This window comes from Anaerosolibacter carboniphilus (genome assembly GCF_014205875.1).
Taxonomy (GTDB): Bacteria; Bacillota; Clostridia; order Peptostreptococcales; family Thermotaleaceae; genus Anaerosolibacter; species Anaerosolibacter carboniphilus.
Window position 1 is genome coordinate 178,940 of the sequence record NZ_JACHEN010000002.1, and the last position, 17,394, is coordinate 196,333.

Genomic DNA, 17,394 nt, shown 5'->3' on the forward strand with positions numbered 1-17,394 from the left:
TATTGGATAATTAAATGCGTTCACTTTAATTTACTATTATTATACCTGAGCACCAAATACTCCTGTAGGGCAAAAGTAATTTAGTTTTGTGCAAGAAGCACTAATTATACGCATTAGGACATACAGTATCCTACTTAAGTCCTAAAGAAATTCTGTATCGCTACTACTTGTGTATATCCATATGAAAACAATTACTTCAAGTGAAGTCCACTAGACCATCAATCCGACTGCTAAATATTCTCTTTTATTTTAAACTGGTCAGGTAACTTTTTAGTTCTACCCAAAAAGACTTTTTTCTCATTTATAGATAGGACAATGATAAAACCCCGTACAGCATTTAATGCAGCACGGGGTTTTATCTACACTCTGAGGCTACTACTCGGAAACAGTAGTAGCCTTTATATTATTCTGACCGAAATTTTTTAAGATATTCCGATGCCGAGCGATTCATCTCCAAAGCAAAATCGGACATATACTTACGTTTGCAGAAAGCTTTTATATCTGCATTGATATCTTTATTTGCTAAGCCCATCTTTTCATTTCTTGTATGATGCATTGCCAAGTGTTCATCTTTGGTTACCCTATGGTATTTATTCTCAAGCACTACATACTCTTTTTCAAAACGTGCAGGTTTTTTCCTGTTTTTTTGAGCCTCCACAGGATAGCCATAAACCACCATAGCAGCTGGCAACACATAATCGGGGAGTTCCAACAACGCCCGAACAGTTTCACAGTTTTCAATGATATCACCAATATAACATGAGCCAATTCCAAAGGATTCTGCCGCTACCACGGTATTTTGAGCAGCTATGATTGCGTCCGCACAAGCAAGCAGAGCGTCTCCCTCCCCTGGTTCCCTAGGATTGCAGTCCTCAAAGGAAAAAGCATCATACCATCTCTGATAGTCTGCAAGGAATATAAGCACCAACGGTGCCTTTGCAATAAACGGCTGATTATCACAGGTTACTGCCAACTTTTCCTTTAATATTTCATCCGTAATATCGAGTATGGTATAAAGCATCATGCACCCTGCAGTTGGTGCTTCAAATGCAGCATTTAATATTTCCTTTTTGAGCTCATCTGTAATTGGTTTATTCTCAAACATCCTCATTGATTTTCTATTTTTTATTTGTTTTAAAACGTCGTTCATCGTATTACCCCCTTGTATATCAATATTTCTTTGAAAAAAAAAGGATCCTAAGCAACGCCCTTTTATGGCTCTATTCCATGTCCAATAGAGATACTAAATTTTCAATTTTAAAATCTGTTTATTGTTTATACACCTCCAGTATTTTTTTTATTCGTTGAATAACCTCCATTCGTATATTTTCAGGTTCTAAGCATTCACATTTGTCACCAAAGCTAAGTAAGAGATTATACCCTAGCTCATCTTCTACGAATGGAAAATGGACGATTAATTTATTATTCTCATCTGGTTCGATGTTTTCTTCTCCACAATGTTCTACCATTCGTTCCCTGAGAGACTCATCAACCAATAGTTTGATTGTAATACTCCTATTTTTTATCCAATCTACCTCACCTAATGGCTTGGCATGAAATTCCCGAGGAATAAACATTTCTTCCATTATTTCAAGAGCTGAAATACGAGACAGTTTAAACGTTCGAAAATCTTTCTTAGAAATACAGTAGCCTTGCAAATACCAGTTTGTCTCTTTTAACACTAATTTATAAGGTTCAACTTTTCGACTGCTTTTTTTACCACTGCGGTCGGAATACTTAAAAGATAGACATTTACTCTCATTTAACGCCCTCTTGATTTGCTCAAGGTTGGGCTGCAAGTTCTTATTACCAGCCCATGGGGTAAGGTCGATAGTAATTTGACTTGATTTTAATTCAATATCTCTAAATTGCTCCGCTGGAATTAGACCTTTTACTTTTGCAAGGGTATTTACGATTTCTTCGCTGGATAATGTTGAAGAGATACTTCCAAGTCCTATCAGGAGTGTTGTAATATCCGATGTAGTGAAAAGCTTTTTATCTAATTTATATTCCTCCATGATGCCAATGCCACCATTGGCACCAGGATAAGTAACAATAGGAATCCCTGCCAAGCTTATTGTTTCTATATCTCTATATATAGTCCGAGGCGTTACTTCAAACATTTCTGCAAGCTTTGTTGCACTGATTTTTTTACGTTCAAGCAACACCATAATAATGGAGATTAGTCGATCTATTTTCAATTGTTATCATCCTTTGATTCTATTTGATTTATTTCATCATATAACCATGACATACTGTTGTCAAGGTTGTATGATAGAATAGGATTATATTTGGAAAGAATCTTGAATAACCATTTATAATAATCTATAGGAGGAGAATGAAAATGGAATTTTTACAAGCGTTTCATAGGATGATGGAAAATACGAAGGATATCGCTTTGGCGACTTCCGTAAACAATGTTCCGAATGTTAGAGTTGTGAATTTTTATTATGATCCTCAAAAGAAAGGTGTTCTTTATTTTTCATCGATTAAAGATAATCCTAAGACTTTCGAGTTTTCACAAAATAATAAGGTAGCATTTACAACAATTCCAGTTGATATGATTGAACACACTCGCGTTACGAAAGGGATAGTTAAAAAAAGTGATTTCACAATATTTGATTTAAAAGAGGCATTTATCAAAAAATATCCGAGTTATGAAATAATGATAGCACAAGCTGGAGATAGGCTAGCTATTTATGAGATTCATTTTAATGAAGCAAATATAACATTGAGTTTTGACAAGCAGGGTAAAGTAACTTTATAACATAATTTTATCTTGAATCTCTGCTTTAGTTATTTCAACAATTATTAAAAACCGCAGTCAGAGTTGTACGCTTCACCGTACCTCTCTGACTGCGGTTTTATAGACGAAAAAAGTCAAATAGCCCGATCCCTGTAATACGCTATATTTTCATTGTAGGCTGTTTATTCCAACTATCTTAACATTTTCAAATTTCCGGTCAGTTTATTGATCTTTTTCTTTGGTCCGTAGAGACATAAACCTAAATAGTTAATTTCACTCTTACTTACCCCTAACAGCTTTACCCCATAATCATCATAATTCAAGGATTTTTGAGCGATCTCACTAAACCCAATCACATGAATATCTTCATCTTGCTTCTCTAATAGTTCATCGTACCTAACCTTTATTTCCTCTTTGGATAAGGTTAATATTGGAATTGGGATATTGGTAATGCCTTGATGGGTTCTGCCGTCCTTATCCAATAGTTTTTTACCAATCAATCCATTTACTGCACTTGCCAGACTAATCCCTAAAGCGGCAGTTGTGTTTGCAATAATCCCTGTAGGCAAGTTTTCGTCAACAATCATTATACACTTCATAGAAATACCTCCTTTATGAAAAATTATAAAGGTATTTTCTATTTGTTTATTGTATGATATTGACCCTTAATCATGTAAAGCTTTGTAATATTGGAACGGTGTGATTCCATAAGCCTTTTTAAACTCTTTTGTAAAATGAGCCTGATCATAAAAGCCAGATTTCAGTGCTATATCTACAATGTCATCGCTGCTTTTTAATAAGCATTTCCCATAATCAGTTTTAAGCTGCAATTGATATGCACTTGGCGTCGTATTAAATTGACTCTTGAAATTTCTAATCAAAACAAATTTACTAATGTCAAACTTTTCTTCCATGTCTTTCAGCTTTAAAGGTTCAAGAAAGTTTTCTTCAATATAAGCCTTTACTGCAGTTATTTTTTTGCTGCTCTGTAGCTGTATTGCTATATCCTGTACGTCAAATAAATGTATGAGCGTACTTATCAATTCAACTTCCTTATCAAATCCACTGGTATTGCTTTTTAAAACATCGACTAAACTTTGAATTTGATTAAATTCAAAAGTGCCTAATTTCTTTATACCAATTGCATTTTTGCTGCCTAAATGATGAAACATCTCTTCACAAAATTCATTCTGTATGTAAATCATTGTGAACTTCCAATCATTCAGATCTAAAGGCTGGCATTTATGACTTACATATGGATATATCATGATAGCTTCTCCAGCTTTCATGTAATAATCGCTTCCATTAATATTTAGTATGGATGATCCTTTTTCTATATAGCCAATGGATAGCTCTTGGTGAAGGTGGTCTTTGTACGCATGTATATCGTTGGAGCAAGTTTTAACTTCCACCATGTTAAATGGTTCTGATCTATAATAATCAATCCTTTTCATATGCACCTTCCTAGAAAATCATAGACTAGATTTTTTTCTATGCCTTGATTCTATTATCGAATTCTTTTTAAGTCAAGAATCATCTATTTGACAAAGCGCTATTTGTCTTTAAGCATGGAAAAACTCCTTTTGGCAGTAGTGTCTTGACAGCCCCATCATACCAAATTAGGGGTTTTTCTTTATAGAATTCAACTTATTACTAACGATTTTTTCCAATATTCAAGATATATTTTTCAGATGCCTCTCCTTGCCTCCAACATATATTACTAATCAGATTAAATAACACTTCCCCTAAGAAAATGGCAGCAATAGCGTCTAGCACAACATGCTGCTTTACAAATAGGGTAGACAAAATAATAGTGAAGGCTATACTCGAAATTACCAGCTGGTTTCGCTTATTTTTGATACTGCTATGTCTAATCCCCTTAAACATCAGATAACTGGTTAGGGAATGGATACTTGGAAAACAGTTAAAGGGTTGATCCGTAGCATACACCCATGCCACCATTCTGGTCAAAATATCTTCTCCTACTAACAAAGGTCTGGGCACTGTAGTCTGATAAAAAAAATACACGCCATAACAAATCAAAAGACCTAAATTCAGAGAAAGCAGTGTTTTATAATAGGTCTCCCGATCCTTCAAGCAAAAGAAAACAAGGGTACCAAGTAAAAATAGATACCATGCCACATAGGGAATAATAAATATTTTTAAGAATGGGATTCCTCGATCTATATCTGTCATAAGACTATATGCACCCCTGTCCCCATGGTTCAAGATACCATAGAGGATATTTAAAAGGGGAATGGACATCATCAGACATAAGGCCATAACATTTCCCTTGATTTTTTTCATTTCCATCTCTCCTTTACGATTGCTATTGTTATTGTAAAGGAAAGAGATTAATAAAAGGTTGGAAGATCCTTAAAACTTCATTAGAATTCCATTAAAAACCATAAACATGGGATCTTTCGTAGATCACGTGAAAAATGGCACTGTAGCTATATCCGAAACAATGGGGCATATTCCTTTGTCTTCACTCTCTATAAATAAGAAATGAACAAGGCTAAGCCTTGTTCATCTCTTATCTGTTAATCTTAATGGTTACTTTTTTTGTTGTTCCATCCCAATCTGCCTCGCACCCAAGATTCTCAACGATGAATCTTAAGGGTAACATTGTTCTGCCACTTTCTGAAATATATGGTGCTACATCGCTCTCTTTGCTTGCACCATTAACTTTTGCAGTTTTGCTTCCAATCCAAAGATAGATCTTGTTGTTCTTTAAATATATACTAACCCTTTTATCCGATGCGTCCCATGCTACTTCTCCACCCATGGATTCAATAACCGCCCTTATAGGAAGAAAAGTTCTACCATTTTTTATAGTCATTGTGGTCCCCTTACCAGGGTCTATTTCTTTTCTCTGTCCACTAACGAACATATACTTGCTTCCTACTTCTAATACAATGGTTTTGTTATTTGAACCAGATTTTACACTAACCTCATTTGAAGCAGCGCCTAGCGTTTTATCCTTATAAACAGCTTTCAAAATATAATAGTAGGTAGCGTTATTTTCAACATTTTTATCCGTATAGGATGTTCCTTCTATAGGGAAATCTGCAATAGGAGTACTTGACTCTCTACCTGAAGCAGTTCCTCTATAAAGGTTATATCCTACAATGCTACTTGCATCACTTGGTTTGTTCCATGATAGATTAACACCATTTTCTCCTGCTTTTGCACTTAAAGTTATTCTGGATTTCAATGATACTGCCACTTCATTAGAAGTAGTTCCTAATGTCTTATCTTTATAAACTGCCCTTAGCACATAGTAGTATGTGGTTCCACTTTCCAAGTTTTTATCCATATAGGAAGTTCCTTCTATAGGAAAATCGGTAATAGGAGTACTTGACTCTCTACCTGAAGCAGTTCCTCTATAAAGGTTGTATCCTATAATATTTTTTGTATTATTTGGTTTGGTCCAAGTGAATGACACGCTTTTATCACCAGGTATTGCGGTTAAATTACATTTGTCAGAATGAGCTTCTTGAACTTTTATGATTTTAAAAGTAGACCACTTATTCACTTCTTTGCTGTTTGCTGCAATCTCATCTTCATCCTCTACAGTTACATATTTTCCATTGCTAGCTTTTAGTGCTACTCGATCATTCCCTAAATCGGAAAAAACAAACTTTGCTCGATCACTTATTTTTGTCGCCTTTGCATTTATATTTCCATCTTCTTCATCTTGAAGATAGAGATACTTGCCATTACTTGTCTTCAAAACTACGGTATTTCTATCTACCTTGATGATTTCAAATGTTTCCCAACTACCGATTTGATCTCTATTTGCTACAACTGCATTGCCGCCTCCATCTTCAGCACACAGATATTTTCCATTTGCTGCGAGTAATGCTATATATTCTAATCCTTCAAAGTCTATCTGGTCATCACCTGTTTCAATTAACTCAAAGGTTTCCCAGTCTCCTATTTTCTTTCTGTCCGCAACTACTTTACCCCCGCCGCCATCTTCTGCACACATATAATTTTTATTATAGGTTTTAAAAGCTATTTTATTATTATCTAGGTTTATTAATTGAAATATCTCCCTCTGCCCTATTTCGTCACTATCCACATAAACATTTTTTCCATCTTTAGAGACACTCACATAATCTCCATTACAGCCCTTCAGCGCAATATACCCTTTTCCCAGATCGACCATTTGAAAGATTTCCCATTCTCCAACCTTGTTTCTATTCGCTGTTAATTCACTTCCGCCTCCATTCTCAGCACACAGATATTTCCCATTAAATGTTTTGATGGAAACCGTCATCTTTACATTATTTAACCCGTAGACGTCATCCGGCAAAGCCATCAGTGATATCAACATCACGAATGCGATCACATAAACTGTACATGTTTTGAAATGGTCTTTCATTTTTTTCATACCAACACTCTCCTATTTTTTTGAACTAAATCACAATAAGTATTCACTCAAAAAATTATGAAATATGAATATCTCTTTGAATTAGTTTAGTATCATTATTAGTGTCGTACTCTCTGAAATATTCACATTCTATGGAACTGTAATGAAAATAAGATAATTGTAATCATAATGTAAATAAAATATAAAGCTACTGTAATTATTTCTAGCTCGTTTTTAAAAAACACAGATAGCCAATCATCTGAGTCACCGACAACTGCCGTGGCTCTCTAACTATAAAGATTATTCAATTTTTTCAAGAATCTAGTTCAAATCATAACGAAACACTTGTTATCTTCATCCTAAATATCTAAAACTTTCATGAGATTCTTGCCCGAAATAACAGGCAGTAAACTTTCCTATATCTACACAAAGAAATAAAAAGATGACTTTATCCAGAAAATTTATTATAATAAGAAAAATCAATCAAATGCTATTAGGCATTAAAATCTTATTTTAATAAAGGAGCGAATTCAGTTGGTGATCGAAGCAAAGCAGGTTTCAGTTATTCGGGATTCAAAGTATATTTTAAAAGAAGTGAATTGGTCGGTAAAAGCTGGCGAGCATTGGGCAATCTTAGGGTTAAACGGTTCAGGGAAAACCACCCTGTTAAATATGATCAACGGATACCTATTTCCTTCAACGGGAGAACTCCAGGTTCTTGGCAAGATCTTTGGGAAATATGATTTGAGGGAGTTAAGAAAATCTATCGGTTGGGTAAGTACAGCTCTTCAAGAGAGACTCTATGGAACTGAATCCGTAGAAGATATCGTTTTAAGTGGCAAGTTTGCTACGATCGGTCTATATGAACACCCTAGTCAAGAGGATAGAGATTTTGCTAAAAGTTTATTGGATCGTTTGGCTAGTGGTCATCTGTCCAATCGAACCTATCAGTCCTTGTCCCAAGGTGAAAAGCAGCGCGTTCTAATTGCTAGGGCTCTTATGTCTTCCCCCCGGTTGCTTATTCTGGATGAGCCCTGTACCGGATTAGATATATTCGCAAAGGAACAATTGCTCTCCACCATAGAAAAATTAAGCTACGAACAGGATGCCCCTACACTGATTTATGTTACCCATCGTACGGAGGAAATCCTACCAACTTTTAGCCATACCCTACTACTGCGTAGAGGACAAGTCCATTCTTCAGGAAAAACAGCTTTTGTGCTGACCAAAGAGAATCTTTGTGATTTCTTCGAGGCACCTGTCCTATGCGAGAAGCTAGGGGATCGGTTTTTACTGCGTCTTGATTCTCAGCCATTTTAGCGCCTGTATCTATAGACAAGCGCCCATACGCTCTGCCACTGGTCTCAATTAACAGTTTTAAGGTATGGTAATTCGTATCTTATCCCTTATCCAATATCCACCAACCCGAATTTACAACTCTATTACATTTCTTAATTATCATATATGGTAAACTAAGAGCGGAGGTGGTTTTATGGCGCATATTCTCATCGTTGAAGATGAAAAATCCATAAACGATCTTATTGCTATGAATCTAGAGTTGGTAGGTCATACCAGCACACAGGCATATGAAGGCAATGAGGCGCTTGACTACTTAAAGCAGAATACTTATTCACTCATTATTCTGGACATCATGCTTCCAGGACTAGACGGTTTTTCCTTGATGCAATATGTTCCTGAAAATACACCTGTAATTTTCCTTACTGCCATGGGCAATCTATCGGATAGAGTCAAAGGATTTAAGCTAGGTGCTGACGATTACATCGTAAAGCCTTTTGAAACAATTGAGCTACTGGCACGTATTGAAGCTATACTTCGCCGCACCCAACGATCATTAAATATTTTTTCACTAGACAGTACCGTTGTAAATCTGGAGAGCAGAGTCGTTACCGTGAACGGAAGTGAAATCGAACTTACCCTTCGCGAGTATGAATTACTGGAAATACTCATTAAAAATAAAAATATCGCCCTATCCCGGGAGAAACTGCTGAAACTGGCCTGGGAGTATGACTACTTTGGAGAGACAAGAACAGTAGATGTGCATATTCAAAAACTGCGTAAAAAATTAAACTGGGAAAACAGAATAAAAACTGTATATAAAATGGGATACCGTTTGGAGGTGGACCAGTGAAGTTTTGGCAAAAAGCATTTATTGGAATTTTAATTATTTTTATTATTTCCATCAATATCTGTCTCTACCTTACTTCTAAATATAGCTTCTCCCTTAACATGCAGCGAGATACTGACCGAGCACTGGGTGAATATCACTTCATCATGAATGGTATTCATGAAACGATGAACAGCATTTACTACCTTGAAAAAGCCGAGATGACGCCCTCCTCTATAGGGAACTTGATGCGCTCCTATGCTGACTATTATAGAAAGCAAGATGTGTTCCTTGAGCTAAAGCACTCAAACGAGCTCCTTTTCACAAACATCCCTTTTGCTGTCACATACAATACAGATAATGACGCGCTAGATTGGAATGCTGTAAAATTACAGGTACTATCAAACAATGGAAAAAACTACCTATATATCGCTGGAAAAATAGGTGGGCAATATGAAGACTATGCGCTTACTTATGTTCGTGACCTGTCTGAACTGTATCATACCCACTCCCAGCTCACTCGCTATCTGATCACGGTTACTGCATTGGTGGAAATCGTGCTCACATTGATATTGCTGTTGTTATTAAGGAAGCTTACCCGGCCAATAAGAATTATGCAGAAGGCTACCCGTAAAATATCCAGTGGTGTATATGATGAACGAGTTAATATACCAGGCAAAGATGAATTCCATGACTTGGCAGAAAACTTCAATCAGATGGCTTCCCGCATACAAGAAAAGATTATTGAGCTTGACAAAAATGCACAAGATAAACAGCGTCTCGTAGACAATTTAGCCCATGAGCTGCGGACACCGCTTACAGCGATTCGCGGCTATGCCGAATATCTCCAGGCCACTAACACCAACGAGCAAAACCGCATAAAAGCAGCTGGTTATATTGTAAGCGAAACTGACAGGATGCAAAACTTAGCATTTAAATTGCTAGATTTAGCACTTATAAGAAATAGTAAGTTGGATGTACAGAAAATAATTCCCTTGGAATTGTTTCATCAGGTAAAATCAGCGTTAGAATCAAAGTTAAAGGAGAAATCCATCCAGCTGGATATTCATTCCTCATTAAATGAACTAATAGGAGATCCTATTCTTCTCCAATCACTATTAGTGAACCTTGTAGACAATGCAGTGAAAGCATCTTCTAAGGATTCTTTCATACAACTGTCCGCTCATTTTGATACTGTACCAATACTTGAAGTAAGGGATTGGGGTTGTGGAATGGGAGAGGACCAAACTGCCTTGGTGTGGGAACCCTTTTACCGCGTGGACAAAGCTCGTTCACGAAGCACAGGCGGTATAGGATTGGGATTATCCCTTTGTAGAGAGATCGCCCATCTACATGGTGCTGAGCTGAAGATCCACTCTTTCTTAGGAAAAGGGACCACCGTTCAAATCGTTTTTACAACTTCTTTACAACCTTCTGAAAACTCCGTAATCCTTAGAGATGTATGATGTATTTGTAGTACTACATTACATTTATTGAAAAGGAGATCATCAAAATGACAAAGTTTAAGACAATCGCTAAAAACACATGGGTATTTGTTGCAGCAGCCGCTCTAATCGCTGGAAGCAGCTCCGCAATGGCTTTAACACTTGACCGTAACGTGCCCGAAAGTGTATCGGCAAATGCAGTTCGCACCACAACGAATATTACGGAGTATGTGAAAAGTCAATCTGCTGAAACTGAAACTATCGCAGAATATACTGTTATTGACCTATCTAAGGCTGGATCTGAACGAATGGGCCTTATTAGAGAAAAGTTGAGCAAGATTCCCGGCATCACCCCTGAGGGAATCGAAGAGAAATATAATGAGATCATTTCTAATCTTACACCCGGCGATAAAGATATTTCAGCACAGCAAGCTGCCGCTTATGCTGCAGACATACTTAAAAAGGCCTATGGGGTTGATTTTAAAGGCTACACTGCGGAAGCAAGTTTTTCAAAAAACGCTGTTCCAAACTCTGATAATTGGACAGTAGTATTCCGTTCACCAGAAGCAGCCCAGAATAAAGATCAAAACAGGATTGTAAGATCATATATTGCCAGCGTAAATTCTGTGAGCGGTACAATGCTTGACGCAGGTTTTTACGATGATGATTATACTACGCATATCAGTAAGAATCTGGAAGACCCTGCATGGATAGAAAAGGCAGAGCAAGCTATCTCCGTATTGCTTCCAGAGAATGTTTCCATAAGCAGCAGCAAAGTGGTATTAGCAATGCCTGAAGCCGGTGTCACCGTGGTATGTGAACTATCTGACGGTTCCGCATGCGCAGTGCGCTTAACTGGTGAAAACAAAGAAGCAGCAGCCTATATATACTTTCCAAATGGTTACGACGGAAGTTTAGATTATAAGCCACTCACAGATAAAGCAGTAGGATAATAGATCAACGGGACGTTTTGTTTGATATAAACTTTTCAAACAAAACGTCCTATAATTATACAAATCTTTTTGTCCCGTGCTATAGAATTTAATAACAGCTAAATCGTGTACGGATTACTTACATGCCCAGCCGCTGTTTGCAATTCACATCGACAAATGCGTTTTATTTTAGGAGACCTGTCCAATCGTCAGAACATCATATTTCCACATAATCTCCATAACCAGATTAGAATGTTCTTCTGAACATTGAACGATGATAGTAGCTTCAGGAAGTTCTTTTGAAAGATTTCGATGAGCGCTCTTATAAAAGAAAAAATACAATCCAAAGCCTATAATGAATCCGATAAATGCAGCCGTTAATCCCCAAATAATTGGGCCCCATCTCAAAACGAATCCCATACTAGTACCTATAACTGAACATGCAGTTGCACACGCCATACCTACTTCAATGCCTTTTGAATAAAAGTCATGGGATTCACTTATAAAATCTATTGAAGTACCAACGTAAGTATTCATAGGAACAGCTAATATATGTTTTCTAGATATACCATTATTCTCTAACTCCCCTAAAGCTTCCTCCAGTTCAATAGAATATTTGAAAGCTCCAATTATTAGCATATGTTAAACACCTTCTAATCAAAAATGCGTACATCAGAATCTTGATAGCGTTCTTTTAGAAATCGACGCTGTTCCAACCGAAAAAGTCGATTGTGTTCCTTACTAGTAATAAATGCATGATACACTGACCCACCTAAAACTGATGGCATAAATAATAGCCAATGGGGATGAAGAAGGGGGATTGACATTTCAATATTTCCAGTTATTATCATGGTTAAAGATTCATGGGCCCGCGACAGAGTCAAATATATCCACCACCATAACATTGCATAGAATGCAAGTCCAAATCGATGATTATATAATTGCCCCAGCCCTGGAAAGAAAAAAGAATATATTGCTGCTGTAGCTGGTTTTTTCTGTTCTAGGTATTGAATCTCACTGGAAGTAAAAAGCATACAATCCAATCGTTCATTTTCAAGCTCTGCTAGATGGCACATTTTGTTTTGTGCCAAAGTTGAGCGATAACTATCCCAAATTGAATAGAAATAAATAATAATATACCCTAATGCCCATCTAGGTTGTAAGACCACTTTAGCCCGCTCAAAATCTCCGCAAAAAGTATATACGATAGCTTCATTGACATGGGCGAGAGTATTTGTAATTACTTCCGTTAATGTTAACAAGGTAGCTCGAAAATACTGATTTAGTAAATAATGACCAAATCCAGGAAAAGCAGCAGCCCACCAAGCTACTATATAAGGATTCTGACGATGTAAATTAGTAACTCCAAACTTGCTCAGGATTGCCAAAGGACGGCGGTGATATTTTTTCATAATCATTACACCTACTACATGGATAGTCCACCTTGAAAGTCATATCTTTTGCTGATGATTCTACTATATTTTCTCATTGTTACTTATGTTTTATTCTTGTTGAAGTATATCTATTGCCACGCCTAAAAATTTCATAGCGCAGACAACGCGCCCTATATCATTTTGCTTGATACATTACAGTCTAAGTGTAAATGTAAAAGTCGTCCATTCATTTTCCACGCTTGTAGCACCTATCTCGCCGCCCAACCTATCTATGATTGTTTTTGCAATGGATAGCCCTAAACCATAACTGCCGTTTTCATGGGTTCTGGATGGATCTGCTCTATAAAATCTATCAAAAACTTTCGCTAAATCCTGTTTTGCAATTCCTTTCCCACTATTTTTTATAGAAAATACAACTTGCCGTTTTGATTTTTTAAGTGATATATCAATCTGCCCATTTTCATTTGAATATTTTATAGCATTATCGAATAAAATCGTAACCACCTGTTTAACTCTTTCTGGATCACCTTTAACAATTATGTCAGGCTCTATCGAATGGGAAAGACCAATACCTTTTTCAAGCACTACTGCTTCCATCGACAACATTACATCATGAATAGCGCTGCTCATATTAAATGGCGTTTTTTGTGCTTCTAAATTTATATCCTCTATTTTAGCCAAAGACAAAAGGTCATTTATAAGTTTTGTCATTCTATCTGTTCCGATTCTTATATAGCCAAGCCATTTTAATTGACTTTTAATGGTTTCCTCCTGATTTGCCAAAAGTGCATCGTAATTTGCGTTTATAATTGAAAGGGGTGTTTTCAATTCATGAGAAGCATCAGCAACAAATTGTTTTTGCTTTTCCCATGTTTCGGCTATTGGTCTAATTGCCCGATTGGCAAAGTAAAGGCTAATGATAAAAATAACAAAAATCATTATTAGTCCTACGAAAAGTAACGTAGTAAGCAGTTCAAACAGGGTTTTATTGGATTCCGTCACATCTAAAAACATTATCTGATACTTGTTTTCTACGACAGTATATTGTTGTCCGTTTCCTTGAATAACATGCTTTCTCATTTGGTTTATAGTATATTTCCATTGTTTTCCTTCTAATGTTATTGTAGTATTGTTTTTTCTATTGCTCCATGCAGTCTCTGCAGCTTTATAATAGGCTTCGTTAGGCATATCAATAAAAGAGTTGATTTTTAAAATCTTACCATCCGTATCTACCTCGATGTTAAATGAAAGAGGACCATCCAAAGAAAAATTTTGGGAAGTGACCATAGAACCTCCCTTTTCCGCGTCATCAGGCAAGTCGGTTCCTTCTATCGCTATTTGCATTTCAGATCCTGCATTCAATTTTTTTTGAATTTCCGAATGTATATTGCTATAGGTAATAAAATAAATGATAGCAAACGCAGCAATCATTACCATCGAAGTAATTGCCATATTAAGAATGAGAAATTTGTTGCGCAGCTTTATAAACATTTTATTCTCCATCCTTTACTGTCTTCAGCACATATCCCGCACCCCGTATCGTGCGAATAGAAACCTCAGATTCTAGCAGCGTTAATTTTTTTCGTAAAAGGGATACATGTATTTCTACATGGTTATCTTCAGCATCAGTATCATAACCCCATAATTTTTCAATAATAATCTCTTTTGAAGTGATCATGTTACTTCTTTTTATTAGTAGTTCTAATATTTGGGACTCTTTTAAGGTTAGTTTTATCTCCTTATTTTCACAGCGAAGCATGAGCGTAAGCGGATTCAACTCAATATCTCCATATTTAAGTATGCCGTCATTGATCAGTTCCATTTTTCTACGCCCCAATGCACGCAAACGAGCTAACAGCTCGTCAGTATGAAATGGTTTTGCCAAATAATCATCCGCACCGCTGTCAAGGCCGCGTACCTTGTCCTCTGTTTCACCCCTTGCCGTTAACAGGATAACAGGTGTTTCAATACCATTTCGGCGTAATTCTTTGAGCACGCTTATACCATCTATTCTGGGAAGCATAATATCTAGAATGATGATATCATAAATGCCAGAAATCCCACAGTCCAGCCCATCTTCACCATTATACTCCAAATCAACACTATAGTGATTCTTTTTAAGGACTTGAGCAATCGCTTCAGCCATATACTTCTCATCCTCCACCATTAAAATCCTCATTTTCACACCTCCTACCTGCAAATTCAAACAGAGATAAAAACAAGATGGTTCCACGGCATAGGGGCTGATTTCAGCTCCTATGCCGTGGACATTTTTCTGTCTTTTTTACCGCATCTGAGCAGATTTGTAGTTTATGCCGATTAATTCCCGATTGTAACACTATCCTCTGCACCATCAGGAGCCTTCTCACTCCAGGTCTTACCTCCATCTGTGGAGTAGGTTCTAACGCCGTTCTCCACTTTACTCAATAAGCCCTCCCCTTCACCATCTTTCGGGAGTGTTCCGTTCATCATGATGATTTTGCCATCATCACCTATTGTTACACCGTTGGGAGCATTTTTACTCCAGGTCTTACCCCCATCTGTGGAGTAGAATCTAACACCATTTTCCATTTTAATCTGTAAACCTGTTCCATTAGCATCTCCAGAAGGAATACCATTCATGTGGGTTATTTTTCCATCCTCACCTATCGTTACGCCGTCCTTTGCACCATCAGGAGCCTTCTCACTCCAGGTTTCACCTCCATCTGTGGAGTAGGACCTTACACCATTTTCTACTTTGCTCAATAAGCCCTTCCCTTCACTATCTTTAGGCGGAGTGCCGCTGGAGATGGTGAGTTTGCCGTCCTTGTCGTTAACCATTATACCATCGGGAGCATTTTGGCTCCAGGTCTTACCATCATCCATAGAGTAACTTCTAACGCCATTCTCCATTTTAACCTGCAAGGAAGTTATAGAATTTGCTGCAAAAGCCGTTCCGGCACCTATTGCTGCCACAAGTGCTCCACAAAGAGCAATAGCGCCTACTTTCTTTTTTGCTGTGTCCAGCATTGATAGAGTTTTGTTTTTCATATTCATGATACCTCCAAAAAATTTTTTTGTAAGCAGCTGCCTTACATTTACTATCATAAACACTCTACCTTTAGCGAACCTTTAATAAAAAATAAAATGAAAAATTTTTCCCTCAAACTATTTGTTTCTTACTAGGAAAAGTGAGACCATCAAAAAACTCATCCTAGGACAAATATATGTTTTTTCTTTTAACATTGCTTGCACAAAAATTATTCAATTGAATTGTTTTATTTCTTATAATAGGTATAAGGAATATCCTATATTGAACTTTAGATGGTCATATTTTTATATATAGCATTTTTCATTTTTGATAAATTCTCAAATCAATTAAGATAGGAGTGTTTTTAATGAGGCTTCACAGACTTTTGGGAATTATTATGCTGCTTGATTCACGGGGGGTAATGACGGCAAAAAATTTAGCGAAGATACTTGAAACCTCGGAAAGAACCATATATAGAGATATCGATATATTATGTGAAGCAGGCATTCCTATTTTTTCAATTCCAGGTCCTAATGGAGGCTATTCTTTTATGGAAGACTACAAAATTAATTCAAATGTCTTGGAAAGTGGAGATGCAATTCATCTTTTACTTTCAAGTATGGGCATTAGACCGGAAAAGAACACTGAAATGGCTCAACAACTTAAAAATGCTATGATTAAGCTTGAAAACAACGTATCAAAAGAACATAAAGAAGAACTCATCAAAGCTAAGGAAAGATTTTTTATTGATTCAGAACCATGGTGGGGCAAAAGAATAGAGAGCAAGAATATAGATATCATTAAAAAATCAGTACTTAATTTGAAAAAGTTAAAGGTGCGCTATAAAAAATTTAATGGAGAAGTATCTGAAAGAATTTTAAGACCTTATGGTGCTGTGGTTAAAAATTCAGAGTGGTATGTAATAGCTTTCTGTGAATTGAAAAATGATATTAGAGTCTTTATGAGTAATAGAATTGAAAATATTGAAGTTCTAGATGAAAGTTTCAGCATGGCAGAAAACTTTTCTTTAGAAACTTTTTGGGAAAATAGTAAACAACAATTTGTGAAACATGCCTCCCTTAAGATAGAGCCTAAAGTTTATCCTGTTAAACTTAAATTCTATGAAGAAAAGCAGCAAACGCTTCAAGGTTTTTATGTGCATTCTTTCAGTAAAGTGGAGAATGATTGGATTTATGACATAGATATGATAAGTTTTCAAACCGCTTGCAATGTACTCTTTCCACTGAGCGACAGAATAGAGGTTTTAGAACCCGTAGAACTTCGGGAATACATAATCAAAAAATCCACTAAAATCTTAAATTTATATAAAACTAGATAAATTCCTGACATACTATTGGCAAGGA

At 36.5% G+C, this 17,394-nt stretch carries 17 protein-coding genes; 6 read left to right on the forward strand and 11 right to left on the reverse strand.

What is annotated here, in order from left to right; translation table 11 throughout:
• Positions 1-403: 403 nt before the first annotated feature.
• The gene (locus HNQ80_RS02845) at positions 404-1,150 is read right to left on the reverse strand and encodes a nitroreductase family protein (protein WP_184307981.1); all 747 of its coding nucleotides are present in this window, start codon (positions 1,148-1,150) and stop codon (positions 404-406) included.
• Positions 1,151-1,268: 118 nt separating this feature from the next.
• On the reverse strand, positions 1,269-2,201 hold the full coding sequence (locus HNQ80_RS02850; RefSeq protein WP_184307982.1) for a helix-turn-helix transcriptional regulator: 933 nt from the start codon (positions 2,199-2,201) through the stop codon (positions 1,269-1,271).
• Positions 2,202-2,344: 143 nt separating this feature from the next.
• On the opposite strand from HNQ80_RS02850, the gene HNQ80_RS02855 reads away from it, so the two are divergent.
• A complete protein-coding gene (locus HNQ80_RS02855; protein ID WP_184307983.1) occupies positions 2,345-2,767 on the forward strand; it encodes a pyridoxamine 5'-phosphate oxidase family protein in 423 nt (140 codons plus the stop codon).
• 170 nt (positions 2,768-2,937) lie between these two features.
• On the opposite strand, the gene HNQ80_RS02860 is transcribed toward HNQ80_RS02855, so the two are convergent.
• From HNQ80_RS02860 to HNQ80_RS02875, 4 genes are all read right to left on the reverse strand, one after another.
• The gene (locus HNQ80_RS02860) at positions 2,938-3,345 is read right to left on the reverse strand and encodes a DUF2000 domain-containing protein (RefSeq protein ID WP_184307984.1); all 408 of its coding nucleotides are present in this window, start codon (positions 3,343-3,345) and stop codon (positions 2,938-2,940) included.
• A 66-nt stretch (positions 3,346-3,411) separates the two neighbouring features.
• Complete coding sequence (locus HNQ80_RS02865; protein WP_184307985.1) at positions 3,412-4,200, reverse strand: AraC family transcriptional regulator; 789 nt, start codon at positions 4,198-4,200, stop codon at positions 3,412-3,414.
• 199 nt (positions 4,201-4,399) lie between these two features.
• Entirely contained in the window at positions 4,400-5,053 is a 654-nt protein-coding gene (locus HNQ80_RS02870; protein ID WP_184307986.1) for a phosphatase PAP2 family protein, read from the reverse strand.
• A 229-nt stretch (positions 5,054-5,282) separates the two neighbouring features.
• Entirely contained in the window at positions 5,283-7,145 is a 1,863-nt protein-coding gene (locus tag HNQ80_RS02875; protein ID WP_184307987.1) for a DUF7910 domain-containing protein, read from the reverse strand.
• Positions 7,146-7,661: 516 nt separating this feature from the next.
• On the opposite strand from HNQ80_RS02875, the gene HNQ80_RS02880 reads away from it, so the two are divergent.
• The 4 genes from HNQ80_RS02880 (at position 7,662) to HNQ80_RS02895 (ending at position 11,647) form a co-directional block, all read left to right on the forward strand.
• Positions 7,662-8,444, forward strand: coding sequence for an ABC transporter ATP-binding protein (locus tag HNQ80_RS02880; protein ID WP_330602740.1), 783 nt, complete (start codon positions 7,662-7,664; stop codon positions 8,442-8,444).
• A gap of 172 nt (positions 8,445-8,616) precedes the next feature.
• Positions 8,617-9,273, forward strand: a complete 657-nt coding sequence (locus HNQ80_RS02885) for a response regulator transcription factor (protein WP_184307989.1) — start codon at positions 8,617-8,619, stop codon at positions 9,271-9,273.
• Entirely contained in the window at positions 9,270-10,715 is a 1,446-nt protein-coding gene (locus HNQ80_RS25800) for a sensor histidine kinase (RefSeq protein ID WP_184307990.1), read from the forward strand. The genes HNQ80_RS02885 and HNQ80_RS25800 overlap by 4 nt, the downstream gene beginning before the upstream one ends.
• A 47-nt stretch (positions 10,716-10,762) precedes the next feature.
• Complete coding sequence (locus HNQ80_RS02895; protein WP_184307991.1) at positions 10,763-11,647, forward strand: hypothetical protein; 885 nt, start codon at positions 10,763-10,765, stop codon at positions 11,645-11,647.
• Positions 11,648-11,815: 168 nt separating this feature from the next.
• Here the strand turns inward: HNQ80_RS02895 and HNQ80_RS02900 are convergent, their stop codons facing one another.
• The 5 genes from HNQ80_RS02900 to HNQ80_RS02920 all read right to left on the reverse strand — a co-directional run bounded on the left by HNQ80_RS02900 (position 11,816) and on the right by HNQ80_RS02920 (position 16,107).
• Positions 11,816-12,265, reverse strand: a complete 450-nt coding sequence (locus HNQ80_RS02900; protein WP_184307992.1) for a hypothetical protein — start codon at positions 12,263-12,265, stop codon at positions 11,816-11,818.
• 14 nt (positions 12,266-12,279) lie between these two features.
• Positions 12,280-13,038: a DUF5683 domain-containing protein gene (locus HNQ80_RS02905; protein WP_184307993.1), complete on the reverse strand. Its 759-nt coding sequence runs from the start codon at positions 13,036-13,038 to the stop codon at positions 12,280-12,282.
• A 174-nt stretch (positions 13,039-13,212) separates the two neighbouring features.
• Complete coding sequence (locus HNQ80_RS02910) at positions 13,213-14,523, reverse strand: sensor histidine kinase (protein WP_243182942.1); 1,311 nt, start codon at positions 14,521-14,523, stop codon at positions 13,213-13,215.
• Positions 14,513-15,199 (reverse strand): response regulator transcription factor, encoded by a 687-nt coding sequence (locus HNQ80_RS02915; protein WP_184307997.1) that lies wholly within the window; start codon positions 15,197-15,199, stop codon positions 14,513-14,515. Before HNQ80_RS02915 ends, HNQ80_RS02910 begins: the two co-directional genes overlap by 11 nt.
• A 140-nt stretch (positions 15,200-15,339) precedes the next feature.
• Positions 15,340-16,107 (reverse strand): sialidase family protein, encoded by a 768-nt coding sequence (locus HNQ80_RS02920; RefSeq protein ID WP_184307999.1) that lies wholly within the window; start codon positions 16,105-16,107, stop codon positions 15,340-15,342.
• Between the two features lie 290 nt (positions 16,108-16,397).
• Between HNQ80_RS02920 and HNQ80_RS02925 the strand changes: the two genes are divergently transcribed.
• Positions 16,398-17,369, forward strand: coding sequence for a helix-turn-helix transcriptional regulator (locus tag HNQ80_RS02925; RefSeq protein WP_184308001.1), 972 nt, complete (start codon positions 16,398-16,400; stop codon positions 17,367-17,369).
• Positions 17,370-17,394: the final 25 nt, after the last annotated feature.